The organism is Acinetobacter amyesii, assembly GCF_002018365.1.
In the GTDB taxonomy this organism is placed as follows: Bacteria; Pseudomonadota; Gammaproteobacteria; order Pseudomonadales; family Moraxellaceae; genus Acinetobacter; species Acinetobacter amyesii.
The window spans coordinates 90,499-111,621 of record NZ_MVKX01000001.1; the positions used below are offsets into that span (position 1 = coordinate 90,499).

General features: G+C 39.9%; 20 protein-coding genes. 17 read left to right on the forward strand and 3 right to left on the reverse strand.

Annotated elements, in window-relative coordinates; translation table 11 throughout:
- Positions 1 to 87: 87 nt before the first annotated feature.
- Positions 88 to 906, reverse strand: a complete 819-nt coding sequence (prmC, locus tag B1202_RS00465; protein ID WP_078188569.1) for a peptide chain release factor N(5)-glutamine methyltransferase — start codon at positions 904 to 906, stop codon at positions 88 to 90.
- Positions 906 to 1,994, reverse strand: coding sequence for a peptide chain release factor 1 (prfA, locus tag B1202_RS00470; protein WP_078188570.1), 1,089 nt, complete (start codon positions 1,992 to 1,994; stop codon positions 906 to 908). Before prfA ends, prmC begins: the two co-directional genes overlap by 1 nt.
- Before the next feature lie 368 nt (positions 1,995 to 2,362).
- Here prfA and B1202_RS00475 point away from each other — a divergent pair, with 368 nt between their 5' ends.
- From B1202_RS00475 to B1202_RS00495, 5 genes are all read left to right on the forward strand, one after another.
- On the forward strand, positions 2,363 to 2,791 hold the full coding sequence (locus B1202_RS00475; protein WP_078188571.1) for a glycine zipper domain-containing protein: 429 nt from the start codon (positions 2,363 to 2,365) through the stop codon (positions 2,789 to 2,791).
- A gap of 289 nt (positions 2,792 to 3,080) precedes the next feature.
- Entirely contained in the window at positions 3,081 to 3,596 is a 516-nt protein-coding gene (locus tag B1202_RS00480; protein WP_078188572.1) for a hypothetical protein, read from the forward strand.
- A 177-nt stretch (positions 3,597 to 3,773) separates the two neighbouring features.
- On the forward strand, positions 3,774 to 4,781 hold the full coding sequence (locus B1202_RS00485; protein ID WP_078188573.1) for an LLM class flavin-dependent oxidoreductase: 1,008 nt from the start codon (positions 3,774 to 3,776) through the stop codon (positions 4,779 to 4,781).
- 233 nt (positions 4,782 to 5,014) lie between these two features.
- Entirely contained in the window at positions 5,015 to 5,491 is a 477-nt protein-coding gene (gene yiaA, locus B1202_RS00490; protein WP_078188574.1) for an inner membrane protein YiaA, read from the forward strand.
- A 261-nt stretch (positions 5,492 to 5,752) separates the two neighbouring features.
- Positions 5,753 to 6,325 (forward strand): flavoprotein, encoded by a 573-nt coding sequence (locus B1202_RS00495; RefSeq protein ID WP_078188575.1) that lies wholly within the window; start codon positions 5,753 to 5,755, stop codon positions 6,323 to 6,325.
- A gap of 1,000 nt (positions 6,326 to 7,325) precedes the next feature.
- Here the strand turns inward: B1202_RS00495 and B1202_RS00500 are convergent.
- On the reverse strand, positions 7,326 to 8,162 hold the full coding sequence (locus tag B1202_RS00500; protein ID WP_078188576.1) for a pyruvate, water dikinase regulatory protein: 837 nt from the start codon (positions 8,160 to 8,162) through the stop codon (positions 7,326 to 7,328).
- A 153-nt stretch (positions 8,163 to 8,315) separates the two neighbouring features.
- Between B1202_RS00500 and ppsA the strand changes: the two genes are divergently transcribed.
- The 12 genes from ppsA to rplI all read left to right on the forward strand — a co-directional run bounded on the left by ppsA (position 8,316) and on the right by rplI (position 21,017).
- Complete coding sequence (ppsA, locus tag B1202_RS00505; protein ID WP_078188577.1) at positions 8,316 to 10,694, forward strand: phosphoenolpyruvate synthase; 2,379 nt, start codon at positions 8,316 to 8,318, stop codon at positions 10,692 to 10,694.
- Between the two features lie 82 nt (positions 10,695 to 10,776).
- A complete protein-coding gene (locus B1202_RS00510) occupies positions 10,777 to 11,559 on the forward strand; it encodes an RDD family protein (protein WP_078188578.1) in 783 nt (260 codons plus the stop codon).
- A gap of 302 nt (positions 11,560 to 11,861) precedes the next feature.
- Entirely contained in the window at positions 11,862 to 12,929 is a 1,068-nt protein-coding gene (gene cyoA / locus B1202_RS00515; RefSeq protein WP_078188579.1) for a ubiquinol oxidase subunit II, read from the forward strand.
- Between the two features lie 3 nt (positions 12,930 to 12,932).
- Positions 12,933 to 14,921 carry a cytochrome o ubiquinol oxidase subunit I gene (gene cyoB / locus B1202_RS00520; protein ID WP_078188580.1) on the forward strand — a complete coding sequence of 663 codons (1,989 nt, stop codon included), beginning with the start codon at positions 12,933 to 12,935 and terminating at the stop codon, positions 14,919 to 14,921.
- A 4-nt stretch (positions 14,922 to 14,925) separates the two neighbouring features.
- Positions 14,926 to 15,546, forward strand: a complete 621-nt coding sequence (cyoC, locus tag B1202_RS00525; protein WP_078188581.1) for a cytochrome o ubiquinol oxidase subunit III — start codon at positions 14,926 to 14,928, stop codon at positions 15,544 to 15,546.
- A complete protein-coding gene (locus B1202_RS00530) occupies positions 15,546 to 15,872 on the forward strand; it encodes a cytochrome o ubiquinol oxidase subunit IV (RefSeq protein WP_078188582.1) in 327 nt (108 codons plus the stop codon). Before cyoC ends, B1202_RS00530 begins: the two co-directional genes overlap by 1 nt.
- Positions 15,873 to 15,882: 10 nt before the next feature.
- A complete protein-coding gene (gene cyoE / locus B1202_RS00535) occupies positions 15,883 to 16,761 on the forward strand; it encodes a heme o synthase (protein ID WP_078188583.1) in 879 nt (292 codons plus the stop codon).
- Positions 16,762 to 16,864: 103 nt separating this feature from the next.
- Positions 16,865 to 18,982, forward strand: a complete 2,118-nt coding sequence (locus tag B1202_RS00540) for a hypothetical protein (RefSeq protein ID WP_078188584.1) — start codon at positions 16,865 to 16,867, stop codon at positions 18,980 to 18,982.
- 6 nt (positions 18,983 to 18,988) lie between these two features.
- Entirely contained in the window at positions 18,989 to 19,777 is a 789-nt protein-coding gene (locus B1202_RS00545; RefSeq protein WP_078189193.1) for a DUF3142 domain-containing protein, read from the forward strand.
- 157 nt (positions 19,778 to 19,934) lie between these two features.
- Positions 19,935 to 20,321: a 30S ribosomal protein S6 gene (gene rpsF, locus B1202_RS00550; protein ID WP_004696436.1), complete on the forward strand. Its 387-nt coding sequence runs from the start codon at positions 19,935 to 19,937 to the stop codon at positions 20,319 to 20,321.
- A gap of 12 nt (positions 20,322 to 20,333) precedes the next feature.
- Positions 20,334 to 20,561 carry a 30S ribosomal protein S18 gene (gene rpsR / locus B1202_RS00555; protein ID WP_004278792.1) on the forward strand — a complete coding sequence of 76 codons (228 nt, stop codon included), beginning with the start codon at positions 20,334 to 20,336 and terminating at the stop codon, positions 20,559 to 20,561.
- Positions 20,562 to 20,570: 9 nt separating this feature from the next.
- Positions 20,571 to 21,017: a 50S ribosomal protein L9 gene (rplI, locus tag B1202_RS00560; RefSeq protein ID WP_078188585.1), complete on the forward strand. Its 447-nt coding sequence runs from the start codon at positions 20,571 to 20,573 to the stop codon at positions 21,015 to 21,017.
- Positions 21,018 to 21,123 lie beyond the last annotated feature (106 nt).

Sequence of the window (21,123 nt, forward strand, 5' to 3'; positions counted from 1 at the left end):
ACGCATACAAATGCTCACATGTGCATTGAAAAACAAAAAATAAAGCGCATTCAATGCGCTTTATTTCTGACTATCTCGAACACCAAATCAATGTTGCCACTGACCTAAACTGACACGGTCATTGCCACCATAATCTTTTACAGTCCGAACATTTCGATATCCTGCTTGTAAGAACAAATGTCTAACTGCTTCACCTTGATCATAACCATGTTCAAGCACCACCCAACCATTCACGGTTAAATGTTTTTTGGCTTGAAGAATGATTTGTTCAAGATCTGCAAGCCCATGATTGTCTGCAACCAAAGCACGTTCAGGCTCTGTCGCCAAATCCTTCATGTGTACATCATCAGCATCGATATACGGCGGATTTGACACAATTACATCAAAGAAAGCACGTCCAAAAGGTTTCAACCAAGAACCTAAGACAAACTGCACATGTTCAAGATCATGCTTTTTGGCATTAAATTCAGCAACTTCCAAGGTGGGTTCGTAAATATCCGAAGCTACAATTGACCAATCTGGACGTTCGCTGGCTAATGACAAGGCTACCGCACCAGTTCCTGTTCCTAAATCGACCACACGAGCATCTTCAGGAAGTTCTAAACGCAGTACAGTTTCAACGAGCACTTCAGTATCAGGACGTGGCACCAAAGTATCTTTAGTCACTTTTAAATCTAGCGTCCAAAATGGCTGAGAACCTGTGACATAAGCCAAAGGCTCACCCGCAGCAATACGAGTAAGACTGTCGACATACAGTTGTTCTTGTTCTGCCGTCAATTCTTGATCCTTTTTCATGATTAAATCAAAAGAATCAATCTTGGTGATGTGCTCTAACAACCACGCATTTTCCTGACGTTCATAACTTTCAGGTTCACCACGATAGGCCAAAGCCTGTGCAATATTCATTAGCCACCATTCTGCTGTGCTAATAACGCCAACTGATCGGCTTGATATTCACGATGCAAACTATCTAGCAATTCAGTCAAATCACCTTCCATCACAGCATCTAACTTATACAGTGTTAGGTTAATACGATGATCAGTCATACGACCTTGTGGATAGTTATAGGTACGAATACGCTCAGAACGGTCACCAGAACCCACCAAGTCACGACGCATTTCAGATGTCGCTGCATCTGCTGCTGCACGTTTGGCATTTTCTAAACGAGAAACCAACAGCGCCATCGCTTTGGCTTTGTTTTTATGTTGTGAACGTTCATCCTGACATTCTACAACTGTACCCGTTGGAATATGGGTAATACGTACAGCAGAGTCAGTTTTATTAATGTGCTGACCACCCGCACCAGATGCACGATAGGTATCAATACGTAATTCTGAAGGATTAATTTCTACACTAGTGTCAACGTCAATTTCAGGCAAAATCGCAACAGTACATGCCGAAGTATGAACACGACCTTGTGACTCAGTTGCAGGAACACGCTGTACACGATGCGCACCACTTTCAAACTTTAAGCGGCCATATACGCCTTCACCATTGATGAGGCAAATTACTTCTTTATAACCGCCGTGTTCGCCGTCATTTTCAGACAGCACTTCAATACGCCAACCTTGTGATTCAGCGTATTTACTGTACATGCGATACAAGTCACCAGAGAAAATCGCAGCTTCGTCACCACCCGTTCCGGCACGGATTTCTAAATAGGCAGAGTTCGCATCATTCGGATCTTTTGGAATCATCAGAATGTTTAAGTCTGCTTCAAGCTGACCAATCAAAGCTTTATTTTCTTTAATTTCTTCAACGGCCATTTCTTTGAAATCTGGATCCGTCATCATCACTTCAGCAGTTTCAATATCTTCTTCTGCTTGACGGTATTTTTTCCAAACTTCAGTGATTTCAGATAAATCACTATGCTCACGAGACAACTGACGGAAACGTTTATTGTCTGAAATGACTTCTACATCTGCGAGTAATGCATTTAATTCTTCGTGACGGTCAGAGAGCTGATCTAATCGTAAACGTAACGATTCTTTCATTTTTCAAAAAATCTCAATACACAGGCTCTACCGCTAAACTTTCACGGATATGCCAAAATTCAAAATAATGGCGCTAGTGTACCGATAATGGGTCTGAAATGACATATATATTGTTTTTTGGCCTATCGATGACCCGAAATATTAAAGTGTGAACTTCATCACTCCTACCTTTCTCCACAAAGTCGTACAGATTTTCTGCATTCGACCGTTTTTTTCACAATATTAATAAAACTTATACAAACTAGACACTCAAATCACTAAATAAAGTGAAAGCTCTCCATATTTATAGCGAATAGTTTTGTTACATTTACTGCCATCGAAATGATTATGAAAAAGTCCTCGCGTTTATGAAGGACATGGAGTGAACTATGAAACTGAATACTCTTTTAATGACAGCCACTCTAGCAACTGCTTCTATGTTCACTGTGTCTGCAAATGCAGATAGCACAACACGCGTTGCTGCAGCTAGTGCATTAGGTAGTGTTGCAGGTACTGCAATTGGTAAAAACATGGGCGGTAATACCGGCGCTACAATTGGTGCTGCTCTTGGTGGTGCTGGTGGTGCTGCAGTAGCAAGTAATAAACGCAACCGTACAGAGTCTGCAATCGGTGGTGCTTTAGGTGGCGGTACAGGTTATACCGTTGGTAAAAGCATGGGCGGTACAAACGGTGGTTACATTGGTTCTGCACTAGGTGCTGCTGGTGGTGCGGCTTTAGGTAATAAAATTTCTAAAGACAAAGCATACGACAAACAGCAAGAACGTAAATACAAAAAACGTTACCGTCGTCGTCACTAATTCAAAATTAGTGAGTCCGTATTGGATAGTGAAAAGAGCACCTTCGGGTGCTTTTTTTATGTATCGCCTTTTTTCAAATGATAAATACAACTTTATTTATTGCAGCTCATACATATGTAGATTTGCCTTCTCTCCAACCAAGTCATCAATCATGTAGAAATAAAGTGCAAAATTTACATTGCAGCAACGGAACACGTATTTTATTTCACATCACGCTCCAAATATTCGCTATGTGTTTTCATATATTGATATCAACAGATAAACATCATGCTTCGTAAGGAGTTTAAAAATGAAAATTAATAAAATTCTATTCAGTGCAGCAATTGCCGCTTCTGCACTTACTATGACTGCAACACATGCAGGTAATAGCACCAATACTGCATTAACATCTGCTTTAGGTGGTGTTGTTGGTGCAGCAATCGGTAACCAAGTTGGCGGTCAAACTGGCGCAATGATTGGTTCGGCAATTGGTGGTGGTGCAGGTGCTGCAGCATCGGCAAACAAACGTGACCGTAATGGTGCCATCATTGGTGGCGCACTTGGTGGCGCGGGTGGTTATACCGTAGGTAAAAACATGGGCGGTACAAACGGTGGTTATATCGGTGCTGCACTTGGTTCAGCCGGTGGTTCTGCACTAGGTAAAAAAGTGTCTGAAGACCGTCGCTATGATGACCGTTATGATGATCGCTATGACCGTCGTTATAACAACCGTGGCTATCGTACCAATAATTATAGCTACAATGACCGAGGCTACCGTGGAGACAATGGTCGTCACTTAGGTTGGTACAAAAACGGTAAACGTTAATCGATATATTTCAATGAAAAAAATCAGCACCTTCGGGTGCTTTTTTTGTTTATAAAAAACTTTAGGTATATCTAAAGTTGACTTTTTACACCGCCCCACGACCATATCGAATTTATTCGATATACATTCGGCTTTTTATATCGTATTATTTCGATATAAAGATCTCTGAGAGAAAACATGCGTACTCTAGCCGATACAAAATTTTCAATACTTGAACTCGCACCTGTTCGAGATGATAAAACCATCGAATTTTCACTCAAACATGCACTCCAGTTAGCACAGAAAGCAGAACAACTTGGCTATGAGCGTCTATGGTTAGCCGAACACCACAATATGGATGGCATCGCAAGTTCTGCAACTGCGGTTTTACTCGGTTATCTCTTAGCAAATACACAATCCATCAAGCTCGGTTCAGGCGGGATTATGTTGCCCAACCATGCACCTTTGGTTGTCGCTGAACAATTTGGCACACTTGAAACGTTATATCCCGGCCGCATTGAACTCGGCTTAGGTCGAGCACCAGGTACTGACCAAACCACCATGCGCGCACTTCGCCGTGGCCGTCAGGAAACCGAAGATCAATTTCCACAAGATGTCCTTGAGATATTGCAATACTTTAAAGCACCAGAACCACAGCAGGGCATCATTGCTACACCGGGACAAAATACACATGTTCCTGTATGGCTTTTAGGTTCAAGTCTGTTCAGTGCACAACTCGCTGCACGTTTAGGTCTACCCTATTCTTTTGCTTCACATTTCGCGCCACGCATGCTTGGACAAGCAATTCAGCTCTATCGTGAAAATTTCCAAGCATCCGAATATTTAGATCAACCTTATGTCTCTATGGGCGTACCAACGGTTGTTGCTGAAACAGATGAAGAAGCAGAATATCTAGCAACAAGTGCTTATCAGCGAGTTTTAGGTTTAATGCGTGGTCAAAGTTTAAAACTCAAAGCTCCAGTCGACAGTATGCAAGGCCTATGGTCTGCTGCAGAAAAGATGTCTGTTGATAATTTCTACGCTATGGGACAAGTCGGTTCAAATGCAACCGTTCAAGCAGGTTTAGAAAACCTACTCACCAAATATGACGTTGATGAATTTATTTTCACCTGCGACATTTACGATACCGATAAGCGCATTGAAAACTTCGAGCGTTTAATGCAAATCAAAAATGATCTCGCTTAAGACTCTAAACTTAATGATCTAATCCAAGCGTTTAATCCGTCTAAAGGTAGAATTGTGACTACATGTTTTGTGGCTCTTTAGACGGATAGCAGTCAACAGATAATATGGTTTCGGCTAACAACACCCAAACCTGTACTTAAAAACCATCATTGCCTCAACGAAATAATTGCTTTACTCATTTTTATTACTGTATAAATATTAAACATAAGCAAAACAAAGAGAAAAATAAGCAGATGAGCCAATATATGAATAAACCCACACCCGCATTTATCGCAGCAAGTTGGTGTGCCCTCATTTTAGGCGCTGTGGTGTTTTGCATAGGTTTATTCAATGCAAATATGATGCTGAATGAAAAAGGCTTTTATCTCATTTTATTGCTTTATGGATTATTTTCATCGGTTTCACTACAAAAAATCATTCGTGACCGTTTAGAAGGAATGCATGTCACTGCAATCTACTTTGGACTGTGCTGGGCATCCGTCATTATTTGCCTCGTACTTCTTGCCATTGGTCTATGGAATGCAGAACTGGCATTAAGTGAAAAAGGTTTTTACATGATGGCTTTCCTAATGAGTCTGTTTGGTGCAGTTGCTGTACAAAAAAATATTCGTGATATGGACTATTTACGTACCCATACCGACCAACCCGAACTTAAACATTCAACCCCGAGTCAGCTTGACTATAGCTCACAAGATGATGAACCACTTTAAAATTCACAAAATTTATAGATCTCAAAAGCCGTTCATGCAGGTCGCTCATTTTTTTCGACCTGCTTGAGCTACACATGAACTTCAACGCATAAAAAAATCAGTTCACTCCTAGAAATCTATAAATGACAAGGGCCAAGCAAATCAATTCTAGACAAATTGCATGACTCATCAGACTGAAAAAACGCTTTACCCCAACTGGCCCATCACAGAATATATTCCTATCTAAGACTCAACTAAAAAAAGAAAAGACAAGGAATAAATATGGCCAACAAGCAGGATGCAACCCACCATATTTTTAATAATCATGCAGACGATTTTGAACACTTTCGTGGAAAGATCATCGGTTCAGAACAAATCAAAGATTATGATTTTAAGAATAAAAAAATCGCCATTATTGGGATAGATCAGCATGTGGTGTCTGAACTGCATCATCTATGTCAGGTTGCAGATAACATCATGGTCTATCAAATCAAACCACAATTTGTTTTACCGCGTACTGAACGTCTACTAAATAAATTAATCCAACACCCACTGATTGCAAAAAATCGACGTTTATTTAGCAACCGTATTAAGAGTATTTTGGCGATTCGCTTTTTAGAAGATCAAGTGCCGAACCATTGGTTAAGACATTTACTCAGCCCAAATACCGCAATTCAGAACAAAACCTTTCTGAAATCTGATCATTATTATGCTGCATTACAGCAGCCCAACTGCATCTTAAACACTTGGCCTATTGCAAAAATTCAGAGTAATTCAATCACGGCTTTAGATGAGCATACGTTTGAGTGTGATGTCATTGTGCGCAGCGAAACTAACCAGCCTAAAGAAAAGTAATTACAATGAAATGATTTTCACATAACATTTACTAGAATTTATCGGATTGATCAAAACTAACAACACCAATAGCCATCTCTGGTGGCTTTTGGTAGATCCCCTACTTTATTGAATACTTTCATTCGATAAGGCTAAGGATTCTTAAAAATCCATAAATAAAAAGAGCTTTAATCGTGCTACATGCTTTTTTAGCGCTCATACTTAAAGCATGCTCCGACCTGCACCATCAGCTACAGTGCATTTATATATATGCAATTTTGAATAGTTATGATCAATACAGTTATAAAAAGTGTATTTCAAAACAATAAGTTTTCAGTCGCTTAGTTTTGTCTTACACCACTCTTTTAATGCCTAACTATAAGTTGGAAAATTTATACCGATGCTCATGTTCAGCCGACATTTACCTATGTTCTAATCTATATTCAATAGGAAAATAACAGCTAAAAATCCAATTTTAATATCACTTCATATCAACTTTTAAAGCCTGAATAGGCTCAATTTGAGCATTTTTCACCCACATCAATGAAATAAATGATGCCATTTCTTGAGATTTAACACCTAAAAGCTACTGTTTGATTATTTTTTATTCTATTTTCTGCCTATTTTTTTAGCATTTAAATCAGTATTTTTTGAAAACTTGATCAAATATTAAACCATATCAGCTAAATTTAGTATTTACACCACTCAGATCAAGTGGATTATTCAGGCTTAATTCATAGATAAAAATACAGCAAATCACGGATTACTTTTAAAGATTGAAGCTGTCAATTTGGCCAAATTTTATAAATTTTCATCCAAAAAAGTTCATCAAATTAGTACACATTTGAATGCAGAAATTGCTTAAATTTTAAGTCTAAATATTGAGGAAAATTTTCATCAATATTTTAAATATTTATCATTCATTAAAAGTATGACAAGCCAGAAATTAATACTATTTTTATATAATTTATACAGTAATTTATTATCATCAAAAGAGCCACCGAAGTGGCTCAATTTACACTTAACCAATGCGACGTTTCAGTCCTGTCATTTGTAAAACACGTGTTGAAATTTCTTCAATCGACATTTCCGACACGTTTAAGTATTTGATTCCTTCAGAAATATAAATACCTTCAATCGCACGTAGTTCCATTTGGCACTGACTAAAACTTGCATAACGACTATTGGCCTTACGTTCTGAACGAATTGCTACAAGGCGCTCTGCATCAATCATCAAGCCAAATAACTTATGCTTATGTTCACGTAAAACTGCAGGTAAACGGTTGTCATCCAAGTCTTCTTCTGTCAAAGGATAGTTCGCTACACGAATTCCAAATTGCAAAGAAAGGTAGATGGAAGTTGGTGTTTTACCTGAACGTGATACCCCGATTAAAATTAAGTCTGCTTTATCATAATGACGAGTACGTGCCCCATCATCGTTATCTAAAGCAAAATGCACCGCATCAATACGTGCTTTATAAGACTCAGAATCTGTTACTGCATGGGTTTGACCGACTAAAGTCGTAGGCGCAGTACCTAACTCGTCAGACAGCTTACTGATAAGCCCTTCAAAAACATCAAGATTTACTGCATTTGCCGTATTAATAATGTCACGCACATACGGGTCAACGAGGGTGTCAAACACCAAAGGCTTTTGACCATCTTGCTGCGCTCTAAGATTGATCTCTGCAACCACATTTGTAGCCGCTTCTTCAGAGGTAATATAAGGAATAATATGAATGTCAAAATCTACATGAGGGAACTGGGCTAACAGTGAGTGACCAAGCGTTTCTGCGGTAATCGCGGTACCATCCGAAACAAAGAAAACACTACGCTGAATCTGTTTACCTTCTGACATTAAAATTCTCCTCCAAAATTTGTCTTAGTGCTATATAATCTTTATAGTAAACCATCTTACATGACTGTCACTTAGTAAATTTAGAATGCTAAGTAATTTGTTATAATTTCATGCCAAGATAGTGATTAATACTGCAAAAGTGGAGTAACAACTTTGGAAGCGCGCGTAATTGGTCTAGAAAAATTAGGGAAACACGACGTAGAACTCGTGGGTGGTAAAAACTCATCATTAGGTGAAATGATCAGCCATCTCGCAAATGCTGGTGTATCTGTTCCTGGTGGTTTTGCTACTACAGCTCAAGCATATCGTGAATTCCTCGAGCAAAGTGGCCTGAACGCTAAAATTAACGCTGAACTTGCTGCACTCAATGTTGACGATGTAAATGCACTTGCTGAAACTGGTGCGAAAATCCGTCAATGGATTGTAGACACTCCGCTGACTGCTGAACTTGAAAAAGAAATTCGTGAAGCTTTCACAGCTCTTTCAAACGGCAACCCTGAAATCGCGGTTGCCGTTCGTTCATCTGCAACTGCAGAAGACTTACCAGACGCTTCATTTGCCGGCCAACAAGAAACATTCTTGAACATCCGTGGTATCGACAACATCCTTGTTGCGATTAAAGAAGTATTTGCTTCACTTTATAACGACCGCGCAATTTCTTACCGTGTACACCAAAACTTCGCACATGACGTCGTTGCGTTATCTGCAGGTGTTCAACGCATGGTTCGCTCTGAAACAGGTGCTGCTGGTGTAATGTTTACACTTGATACAGAATCTGGTTTCCGCGACGCAGTTTTCATCACAGCATCTTATGGCTTGGGTGAAATGGTTGTACAAGGTGCAGTTAACCCTGATGAATTCTATGTATCTAAACCACTTCTAAATGCAGGCAAACACGCTGTATTACGTCGTAACCTTGGTTCTAAACACCAAAAAATGATTTATGGTGAAGAAGGCGCTGCTGGTAAATCAGTTGTTGTTGTAGACGTTGAAAAAGCAGATCGTCAACAATTCGCTTTAAATGACCACGAACTTCAAGAACTTGCTAAACAAGCATTGATCATTGAAAACCATTACGGTTCAGCAATGGACATTGAATGGGCGAAAGATGGCGATGATGGCCAAATCTATATCGTTCAGGCACGTCCTGAAACTGTGAAGAGCCGTCAAAATGTAGGCACAATGGAACGCTACCTTCTTAAACAAAAAGGTAATGTGATTTGTGAAGGTCGTTCAATCGGTCAACGTATTGGTTCTGGTCGCGTGCGTATCGTGACTTCAATCAAAGAAATGGACAAAGTTCAAGACGGCGACGTACTTGTATCTGACATGACTGACCCAGACTGGGAACCAGTAATGAAACGTGCTGCTGCGATTGTCACTAACCGTGGTGGTCGTACTTGTCACGCTGCGATTATTGCACGTGAACTTGGTGTTCCTGCAATCGTGGGTTGTGGTAATGCAACTGAAGTATTGACTGACGGTCAAGAAGTGACTGTTTCTTGTGCTGAAGGTGACACAGGCTTTATTTACGAAGGTTCTTTGGACTTTGAAATCCAACGCAACTCTATCGAATCTATGCCTAAACTTCCGTTCAAAATCATGATGAACGTAGGTAACCCTGACCGCGCATTTGACTTTGCTCAAATTCCTAACGAAGGTGTTGGTCTTGCTCGACTTGAGTTCATCATCAACCGTATGATCGGCGTACACCCTAAAGCATTGCTTAACATTGACAGTCTTCCACGTGAAACTCGTGCTGCTGTAATGTCACGTACTGCGGGTTATGCATCTCCTATCGAATTCTATGTTGAAAAACTAGTTGAAGGTATTTCTACACTTGCTGCAGCGTTTGCTGACAAACCAGTGATTGTTCGTATGTCTGACTTTAAGTCAAACGAATATGCAAACTTAATCGGTGGTAAGTTATACGAACCTGAAGAAGAAAACCCAATGCTTGGCTTCCGTGGTGCAAGCCGTTATGTGTCTGACAATTTCCGTGACTGCTTCGAACTTGAATGCCGCGCACTGAAAAAAGCACGTGACGAAATGGGCTTAACGAACATTCAAATCATGATTCCTTTCGTACGTACTGTTGCTGAAGCGAAACGTGTTATTGAATTGTTAGCGCTTAACGGTCTTAAACGTGGTGAAAATGGTCTTAAAGTGATCATGATGTGTGAACTTCCAACTAACGCATTGTTGGCTGAACAGTTCCTTGAACATTTCGACGGTTTCTCTATCGGTTCTAACGACTTAACTCAGTTAACACTCGGTCTAGACCGTGACTCTGGTATCGTTTCTCACCTATTTGATGAACGTGATCCAGCCGTTAAAGCACTTCTTTCAATGGCAATCCATGCTTGTCGTAAAGCTGGCAAATACGTAGGTATTTGTGGTCAAGGTCCTTCAGATCACCCTGACCTAGCTAAATGGTTAATGGAACAAGGCATTGAGTCTGTTTCGCTTAACCCAGACTCAGTATTAGACACATGGTTCTTCCTTTCTGAAGAAAAAGCTCAACAAGCTTAATAAACTGTGTTAAAAAAAGACCCACATGTGGGTCTTTTTTTTTATTTATACTTTTACAGACGTTTTTTGAGATTTTAGTTTTATGCAGATTTACTTGGCACGAAATAACCAACAAGCTGGTCCCTACACCTTAGAACAACTTAACCAAATGCTCGCGAGCCAACAAGTGTTACTCACGGACTTGGTTTGGCACCAAGGTATGACCGAATGGAAAGCTTTGGGTGAACTCACTCAAGGTCAGTTGGTTTATATGCCTGCAGGATATACTGCACCAACAGCATTCGAATCAAATCAAACTGTAACTACGCCATCAAATACCTATGCACAGCCTCAAGCGGTACAAGAGCTAACTAGCCTAGCTAGTATTCCTAAACGTGTTTTGGCGAAAATCGTCGATTTACTGCTTTGGATACCAGCAACTTTTATCTTAACGGCATTTTTTAGTCCAAGTGAAAAGACACAATTTGCAAATCTGAATGAACAGTTTATGCAAGCTGTGATGACCCCAAATGCTGACCCCAATGTTTTACAGGCATTACAAACACAAATGGTTGAAATGTTTCCCAACCAAGCTTGGATTGCAATGTTTGCCTACCTATTTATCATGCTTTTCATTCAAGCGTATTTGATTGCTAAATCAGGTCAAAGCATTGGTAAAAAAATCACCAAGATTAAAATTGTAGATGCCGAAACCAGTCAACCTGTAAACCTCATGCGTGGCTTCACTTTACGCAGTGTTTTATTTATTTTCCTGAACTTTTTATCAATGCCATTAAGCGTAATCATCGATTCCGTTTTCATTTTCGGCAAGAAGCGTCAAACCTTGCATGACAAATTGGCAAAAACCAAGGTAATAAACCAATAATTTTCACTTTTATTCAGGGATGATTTTTTCATCCCTTTTTTGTGCATTATATTGAAATTAAAATAAAATTCAGATAAAAAAAATACAATCCCGACTAGCAAAATAGGGTTTTAATACAGTCATTTAAAGCATCTTTATGTATAGCTTAGTTTGCCGATATCAGGCATAATGCCCTACAACGTAGCGGTGTCGCATCATTGTGACTGTTTTTTCATGTCTGAAAAAATCACAATCATGCGACACTTTATTCGCTATCCCAAATTTTAAATTTAGGGAATGGGACTCTTCACCGAGGTTGTAAAATGAGACAAACAATTTTAGCTGTATTGTCTTTATCTGCGATCGCTGCACTCTTAACTGGGTGTGGTGGTGATATGGTACTTCTAAACTCAAAAGGTCCAGTTGCTGAAGGTCAATCAAACCTCATGCTTACTGCGATCTACCTAATGTTGTTGGTCGTTATTCCATCAGCACTTATGGCGTTATGGTTTGGTTGGAAATATCGCGCGTCAAATAAAGATGCAGACTATAAACCTACTTGGGCACACTCGACTGCAATTGAAGTTGTAGTTTGGGGTATTCCTGTCATTATTATTGGTATTTTAGCGGCATTAACATGGTGGGGCTCACACGAGTACGATCCATACAAACCATTAAAATCAGAAAAAGCACCATTAACAGTTCAAGTTATTGCTGAACAATTTAAATGGATCTTTATCTACCCGGAACAAGGCATCGCGACTGTAAACGAAATGCGTTTCCCAGAGAAAACTCCGGTATCGCTTCGTATTACATCTAACTTTACGATGAACTCATTCTTCATCCCTGCGTTAGGTGGTCAGATTTATGCAATGGCGGGTATGCAAACTCACCTGAACCTTTTAGCTGACGAACTTAGTCCTGCTGAAGGCTTCCGTGGTTTCTCATCTAACTACTCAGGTTACGGTTTCTCACAAATGCGCTTCCGCGCTCACTCTGTGACAGATACTCAGTTTGCTGAATGGGTTTCTGCTGTTAAAGCTGGTAATGGTACTTCAGTGAATCCACAAGCAGTTCAAAAAACTGTTTTAGACCAAGCTGAATTCCAAACTCTTAAAGACGGCGACCGCTCTAAACATCAGATCGAAGCTTTAGTTGCTAGAGCAACTACTCCTGAAGAAAAGGCAAAAGCTGAAGCAATGAAGCCTTACCCTACTAAGCCACATCCAGTGACTTATTACTCTTCAGTAGAACCTAAATTGTTCGAATCAGTGATCAATAAATACATGAGTAACTACCACGGTGCTGATCATACAGCTACTGTTGGACACGAAGCTGCTGCTTCTGAAGCTCATGCAGGCGTTGAACATGCGACTGTTGCAGGGGAATAAGACATGAGCTTATTAGGTAAGTTAGGACCAGATGCAATTCCACACGATCCAATCGTGTTGGTTACTGTTGCAATGATGATCCTTGGCGGTATCGCAGTTGTTGCTGGTATCACCTACTTTAAAAAATGGGGCTACTTGTGGAACGAATGGTTCACATCTGTAGACCATAAAAAAATTGGTATCATGTATATCCTCGTGTCAATTGTCATGCTTGTGCGTGGTTTTGCCGATGCGATTATGATGCGTCTTCAACTGTTCCTTGCAAAAGGTGGCGGTGAAGGTTACTTACACCCAGAACACTATGACCAGATCTTTACTGCCCACGGCGTAATCATGATCTTCTTCGTAGCGATGGGTCTAGTTGTTGGTTTAATGAACGTTGCTGTACCACTTCAAATTGGTGCGCGTGACGTAGCATTCCCATTATTAAACTCTCTAAGCTTCTGGTTATTTGCCGGCGCTGCGGGCTTAATGATGGCTTCTCTTGCAATTGGTGAATTCGCTGCAACAGGTTGGATGGCTTACCCTCCACTTTCTGGCATCGAATACTCTCCAGGTGTAGGTGTAGACTACTATATCTGGGCACTTCAGGTTTCTGGTCTTGGTACGCTTCTTACTGGTGTTAACTTCTTCGTTACCATCATCAAAATGCGTGCGCCTGGCATGAAACTTATGGACATGCCTATTTTCACTTGGACTGCATTAGTTACTGTAGTGCTTATCGTTGCAACTTTCCCAGTTTTGACTGCGACTATTGCAATGCTTTCACTTGACCGTTACTTCGGCTTCCACTTCTTTACAAATGACATGGGTGGTAGCCCAATGTTGTATGTAAACTTGATTTGGACTTGGGGTCACCCAGAAGTTTACATCTTGGTATTACCTGCTTTTGGTATTTACTCAGAAGTTACTGCTGTGTTCTCACGCAAAGCGTTGTTCGGCTACAAATCTATGGTGTACGCAACTGTAGCAATTGGTGTTCTTTCACTGGTTGTTTGGGTTCACCACTTCTTTACAATGGGTGCTGGTGCCAACGTTAACGCGTTCTTCGGTATCATGACCATGATCATTGCGATCCCAACTGGTGTGAAAATCTTCTCTTGGTTATTCACCATGTACAAGGGCCGCATCACCTATACAACTCCAATGCTTTGGACACTTGGCTTCCTTGTGACTTTCGGTATTGGTGGTTTAACAGGCGTATTAATGGCAGTTCCACCAGCGGACTTCTTAGTACACAACTCTTTATTCCTTATCGCTCACTTCCATAACGTAATTATTGGTGGTGTAGTGTTCGCGATGTTCGCGGGTATCATTTTCTACTGGCCAAAAATGTTTGGTTGGAAACTGAATGAAACTTGGGGTAAAGCAGCGTTCTGGTTCTGGTTCTTCGGTTTCTATTTTGCATTCATGCCACTTTATATCCTTGGTTTCATGGGTATGACTCGTCGTTTGAATACATATGACAACCCTGAATGGGATCCGTACTTAGCGATTGCTTTATTTGGTTCTGTATTGGTTGCTATCGGTATCTTCTGTTTTGTTATGCAAATTGTTGTTGGTTTCCTTCAACGCAAAGACAACATGGACGTTACTGGCGATATCTGGGATGGTCGTACTCTTGAGTGGGCTACTTCATCTCCTTCACCATTCTATAACTTTGCTTATCTTCCAAAGATCAATGGTATTGATACTTTCTGGACTGACAAAGAAAATGGTGTTGCATACGCTAAACCAACTACCTATGAAGACATCCACATGCCAACAAACCGTGCGGCTGGTTTCGTAATTGCAATGTTTATTACAGTTATGGGCTTCGCATTAATCTGGCATATTTGGTGGTTAGTAGTTGTTACTTTCATTGCTGCAATCATTAGCTTCATCGTTTCTTCTTTCACTAAGAAAGTGGATTACTATGTTCCTGCTGCAGAAGTTGAACGTATCGAAAATGAACGCTATGCGCTTCTTGAAAAACACTTGAAGAAGGACTAAGACAATGGCTGAAGTACTTCATCACGACAACCACGGACATGACGAGCATCATCATCACGATGATACTGACATCACTGTCTTTGGTTTCTGGACTTACTTGATGAGTGACTTGGTTCTTTTCGGGACACTCTTCATCGCGTTCGCTGTATTAAGTAGCCACGTTCCAGTGGGTACGCCAAGTGCACAAGAGCTGTTTGGTGAATCTTTAGGTTTCGTTTTAACTGAAACTTTCGCCCTTCTTATCTCTTCTGTAACTTTTGGTTTTGCTGTTCTTGCAGCATACAAGAAAAATGTTGGTCAAGTTTTAACTTGGTTAGCAGTTACTTGGGTATTTGGTGCAGCCTTCATTGGCATGGAACTTTATGAGTTCAATCATTTAGTTCATGCTGGTCATGGCCCAAGCACAAGTGCGTTCTTATCTGCGTTCTTTACTCTAGTTGGTACGCACGGTATTCACGTAACTTCTGGTTTGGTATGGATGCTTGTGTTGATGTTCCAAATCAAGAAATATGGTTTGACACTTCCAAACACTCGTCGTCTTGCTTGCCTAAGCTTGTTCTGGCACTTCCTTGACATCGTTTGGATCTGCGTATTCAGCGTTGTTTACTTGATGGGAGTTATCTAATGAGTCACGATCATAACTCTGCTGGTGCAGCTCACGGTAACGTTAAACAATATACAATCGGTTTTATCCTTTCTGTTCTACTTACCGTAATTCCATTCGGTATGGTAATGGCAGGTGGTTTTAGCCGCGGTCTATTGGTTGCCGTAATCGCGATTACTGCGGTTGCTCAGGTTCTTATTCAGTTAGTTTACTTCCTGCATATGAACTCTTCTTCAGAGCAACGCTGGAACGTGATTGCATTTGTTTATACAATCCTCACAATTGCTATCCTTTTAGTAGGTTCTGTGTGGATTATGAACTACCTTCACTTCAACATGATGATCTAAACTGGTCGTCATGCTGAAAAAGTATTTATTCCTGACTAAACCAGGAATTCTCTTTGGTAACTTTGTTACCGCTTTGGGTGGCTACTTTGTAGCTGCCCAAGGTTCTGTAGATTTCCTTCTGTTGCTTCTTACCCTCTTAGGCACCCTCTTTGTGGTCGCTTCTGGATGTGTTGTCAATAACGTTATTGATCAAGACATCGACTCAAAAATGCAACGCACACAAAATCGTGCGATGGTTAAAAAATCAATCTCGATTCCTGTTGCTTTAGTTTTTGCTTTAGTTTTAGGTGTAATTGGTTTTAGCATTTTATGGTTCTGGGTAAATGCTTACGCTTTTCTTTTTGCTGTTATTGGTTTTGTCGTATACGTTGGTTTTTACAGCTTATGGACAAAACGAACAACAATCCATCAAACCATTATCGGCAGTCTTTCTGGCGCAGCGCCACCTGTAATCGGGTATACGGCTGTTGCAAACCAGTTTGATTTAGGTGCATTACTAATTTTTATTGGTTATGCATTTTGGCAAATGCCTCATTCTTGGGGAATTGCAGTTTACCGATTTGATGACTACAAAAATGCAGGAATTCCAATTTTACCTGTAGCACGTTCAATTCATCGAACCAAGGTTGAATCTTTGGTTTACGTGATTTTGTTCTGCATCACCATGAACGGTTTATACTTTTATGGTTATGCCAATTGGATTTATATGATTGTCCTGAATGCCTTAAGTCTGTATTGGATTTATTTAACCATTCAAGGATTCAAAGCTGAAGATGATCAAGTTTGGGCAAAACAATATTTCATGTTTTCGGTCAAATTGATCACAGTGATTAGTTTAATTTTTAGTTTTACTTCCACTGCCCCTCTGAAGCCAATTGTATTTTTTTAAAGAAGATAGAGTTTTACTCTATCTTTTTTTTATTTCTAGGCATCTTCAATCAACTTTCCCTACTTGATATCATTGCACCTACAATTATAAATAACCGTGCCTTATGTCTTCTCAACAAAAAATTCTTCGCTCTGCTCTTTTCACATCATCTATTCCTTTTGGCATTTTTTTTAGCACACACAGTCATGCAGGTATGGATGTCTATTGTGAACCTTCGACAGAAATTCAGACCAATGCCTATACTGCATGCAATGAATTGCCTGCGCTCACGCCGGCAAATGACAATCAAACCAATATGCTGCTGTTGCTTAGCGATTTAGGTATTGCCAAATTTAATATTCAAGAAGAAAAATCCACTTTATGGACAACTAGCTATAGCAAAGTCCCTTTTGAAGTTTCCAATCTATTAGTGAATAGTCGCAATAAATTACCAAATGCGCGCAAACCGCTAAAAGCACCAGATTTAAGCTATAACGAGCATTGCAATAGCCTGCAAAATGGTGCGCACGCGTTTATTCAACAAGTCAAAACGGACACGAAGCTTTCAAGCAGTGAAAAAGACATGCTGATCCATGAGCGTCAAAAAATTAATGAATGTGAAAACACATTAGCTTTACTGAGCGTGAATCCCAATTGGTCTGCCGCTGCACGTCAATATGTATCCTATCTAAATGCAACGATCTCTTTTTACAATACTAACTTTTCCACAGCGACTAAGATTTATTCAGTACTAACCAATGTTGATCAAGCATGGTTAAAAGAAACTTCTCAATATATGCTGATTCGTAGCACCTTAAATGAAGCCTATCAAAGTGGTGTTGGTGAATATGGTGATTTAGTACATGACAAACTCAATCAAAACTTATTAACCACTTTTTTTAATAACATTACCCAATATTTTAAGCTCTATCCGCAAGGTCAATATGCAGCAAGCGCACGCGGTTTATTAAGACGTGGTTTTTGGCTCAGCGGTAAACACGATTTACTGATCAATGAATATGTCTGGCAAATCAATCATCCAACATCCAGCGTCTATAATTTAGAATTGCCAAATCTGCCTTATGAATTAGATCGTCATGTTTTTCAAAGTAAAAGACTCAATATCAAAAATTTAAAAGATCCATTTTTTCTTAGCATTTATGACCTTATGCATATGCGCAAAAAAGAAACAACCGATGATATGGTCATTTCATGGGCTGATTTAAACGCACAGAAAATTTATTTTAAAGATTCGCCAGAACTGTTCCAGTATTTGCAGGCAAATCACTTATTTTATGTGCAAAACAAAGCACAAGAAGCACTCAAATATCTGCCACAACGAGCACCGAGCAGCATCAACAGTTACCTACAGTTGAGCCAGCTACTACTTAAAGGCCGTATTCTGGAAGCTAGTGGGCGAAATCAAACCACTCAACAATATTGGGAAAACCTACTTTCCATCAGCAAAACCGCCGAACAACGTGGATTGGCTGAACTTATGCTCTATCGCTACTATGCTCAACAGCAAAATACTGCACAATTTATTGGTTCATCAGCCAAAATCAAGCAAGCTTATCTACAGCAACAATATTTAGTCGATGCAGCGAATGAGCAAAGTTTAATGTCTGTGGTCAAAAATAACGTGGCCACGCAAGATCAAAAAAATGTAGCGCTTTATACCCTACTAAATAAGTCATTGGCTTATCAAAACTTTGATTTATTTAACCAAGCGTATCGTGAATTACCAAGCAACGCAGCACAATTTAATACTGAACAATACACTGCGGAGAAATATCGCAATCAGCCGCCATTTGCAAATTTCTTATGGAAAGGTGCAAGCGTGAGCAATTCGATTAAATGTCCTGACTTGGCAACTTTAACCCAACAATTGCAAGTCAATCCAAAAGACCTGAGCCTTAATTTATGCTTAGGTGAATATGCGCGTAGTTCACAAGCCTATACCATACTAAATCTCAACTACCTGCCTGATGATTCACTGCAAAGTTTCAAGGGGACTTATTTTGCCCGTGGTGATGTATATAAAAACATTATTAAAACAGGGACAAAATCTGAATTAACAGCTTATGCGCTGTACCGTGCCATTCAATGTTATGCGCCAAGTGGCAATAATGAATGCCAAGACAAAGATGTAAATAAGTCGGTTCGAAAACAATGGTTTGATCAAATCAAACGCGACTATCCTGAAACCAACTGGGCTAAATCTCTAAAATATTATTGGTAATTGATGATGATTTTGCAGGTGATCAAGTGGTCAAGAACATTTCGACTTTTGCTTATCTTGAGTATAGGTCTGTGTACCGCTTGCACACCGGCCCAATCTGGAAATACACAACAAGCTCAAACCGAATTACAGCAACGTGTTGATGCAGCACATTATTCAAGTTTTTGGATTTGGGGCAATATTTCTAGTAGCCCCTACTTACAGCAAGCCACGGAGCTCTATATTTTACAAGGTGAAATGAATTGGAATAAACCGCTAAAGCGATCCGAGTTTATCCCACAAGGTATTCAAGTCCTCCATAAACCACAGCAGAAAATTTGGATTGTAATCCGTAGCCATCATTTACAATGGTCAAATAACAATATTCAGCAAATTTTGCAGCGGCTTAAACATTGGGAAAATAACGGCAATCAGATCCAAGGCTTACAAATCGATTTTGACGCCAAAACTAAAAATATTCATCAATATGCCTTATTCCTTGAAAATATACGAAAGCAACTACCTCAAAAATATCGTTTAAGCATTACTGGTTTAATGGATTGGACCAATATACAAGATCAGCAAACGCTCAGTGTATTGCGACATAATATTGATGAGATCTCTATTCAAACTTATCGTGGTAGTGTCACGATCGAGAACTACACGAGCTATTTGAATAAAGTCTCAAAATTGAAACTACCTTATAAAATAGGCCTTGTACAAAATGGCCGTTGGCACGCACCTCAACATTTAATTCAAGATCCTTATTTTAAAGGTTATGTGGTGTTTTTATTGCGTACCACTAATCGGCTTTAAACCATAAATAATTCAAGCATTTTAAATCCATGCCTTGTATTTCAAACCTAAACGCTCTAAAATTCACGCTTCGCAATTATTGCGACACAACTTTGGTTGTGACTCCTTGCTTCAATCAATTAATGATTGGGGCTGCCTAAACCGTAAGGAGCTGACAATGCGTCACTACGAAATCGTACTATTGGTACATCCAGACCAAAGCGATCAAGTTGTGGGTATGGTAGAACGTTACCTAACTCACATCAAAGAAGCTGAAGGTCAAATCCACCGTCTTGAAGACTGGGGTCGTCGTCAATTGGCTTACCCAATCAACAAGATCCACAAAGCTCACTACATTCTTATGAATGTTGAGTGTGGTCAAACTACTCTTGATGAGCTAGAAGAATTGTTCCGTTACAACGATGCAATCATTCGTAGCCTTATCATCCGTCGTGAAAACGCTATCACTGAAGAGTCACTATTGGCTAAGAGTGCTGAAGAAAAACGTGCGCGTAAAGCTCAACGTGAAGAAGCACAACAAGCTCAAGACTCTGCTGAAGCATAAGGAGAACATAACATGGCACGTTTTTACCGTCGTCGCAAGTTCTGCCGCTTTACAGCTGAGAACGTTACGTACATCGACTACAAAGATATCGACACTTTAAAACAGTACATCACTGAAAACGGCAAGATTGTTCCTAGCCGTATTACAGGTACTAAAGCTCGTTACCAACGTCAATTAGCGCTTGCTATCAAACAAGCTCGCTACTTGTCTTTGATCCCTTACACTGACAATCATAAGTGAGGTTGAGCTGTGGATATTATCTTATTACAACGCATTAAAAACCTTGGTAAATTAGGCGATAAAGTTTCAGTTAAAGCTGGTTACGGCCGTAACTTCCTTATCCCTCAAGGTAAAGCAGTTGCTGCTACTGAAGCTAACACTGCTGCATTTGAAGCTCGTCGTGCTGAACTTGAGAAACAAGAAGCTGAAGTATTAGCTGCTGCTCAAGCACGTGCTGACCAATTGAACGAAGTTAACATCGTAATCACTGCTAAAGCTGGTGACGAAGGTAAACTATTCGGTTCTATCGGTACTCGTGACATCGCTGACGCGTTAACTAATGCTGGTCTTGTTGTAGACCGCGCAGAAGTTCGTTTACCAAATGGTGCGCTTCGCAACACTGGTGAATTCAACATCGCAATCCAATTGCATCATGATGTTGTTGCAGAAGTTCTAGTTACTATCGTAGCTGAGTAATTTCTTGCAAAGAAAAGAGCATGCTTACGCATGCTCTTTTTTTATCTGTAAAAAATAGTGCTCCAACTTTTTTTATATTTTTAACTCTTCATTCAATTCAATGTAT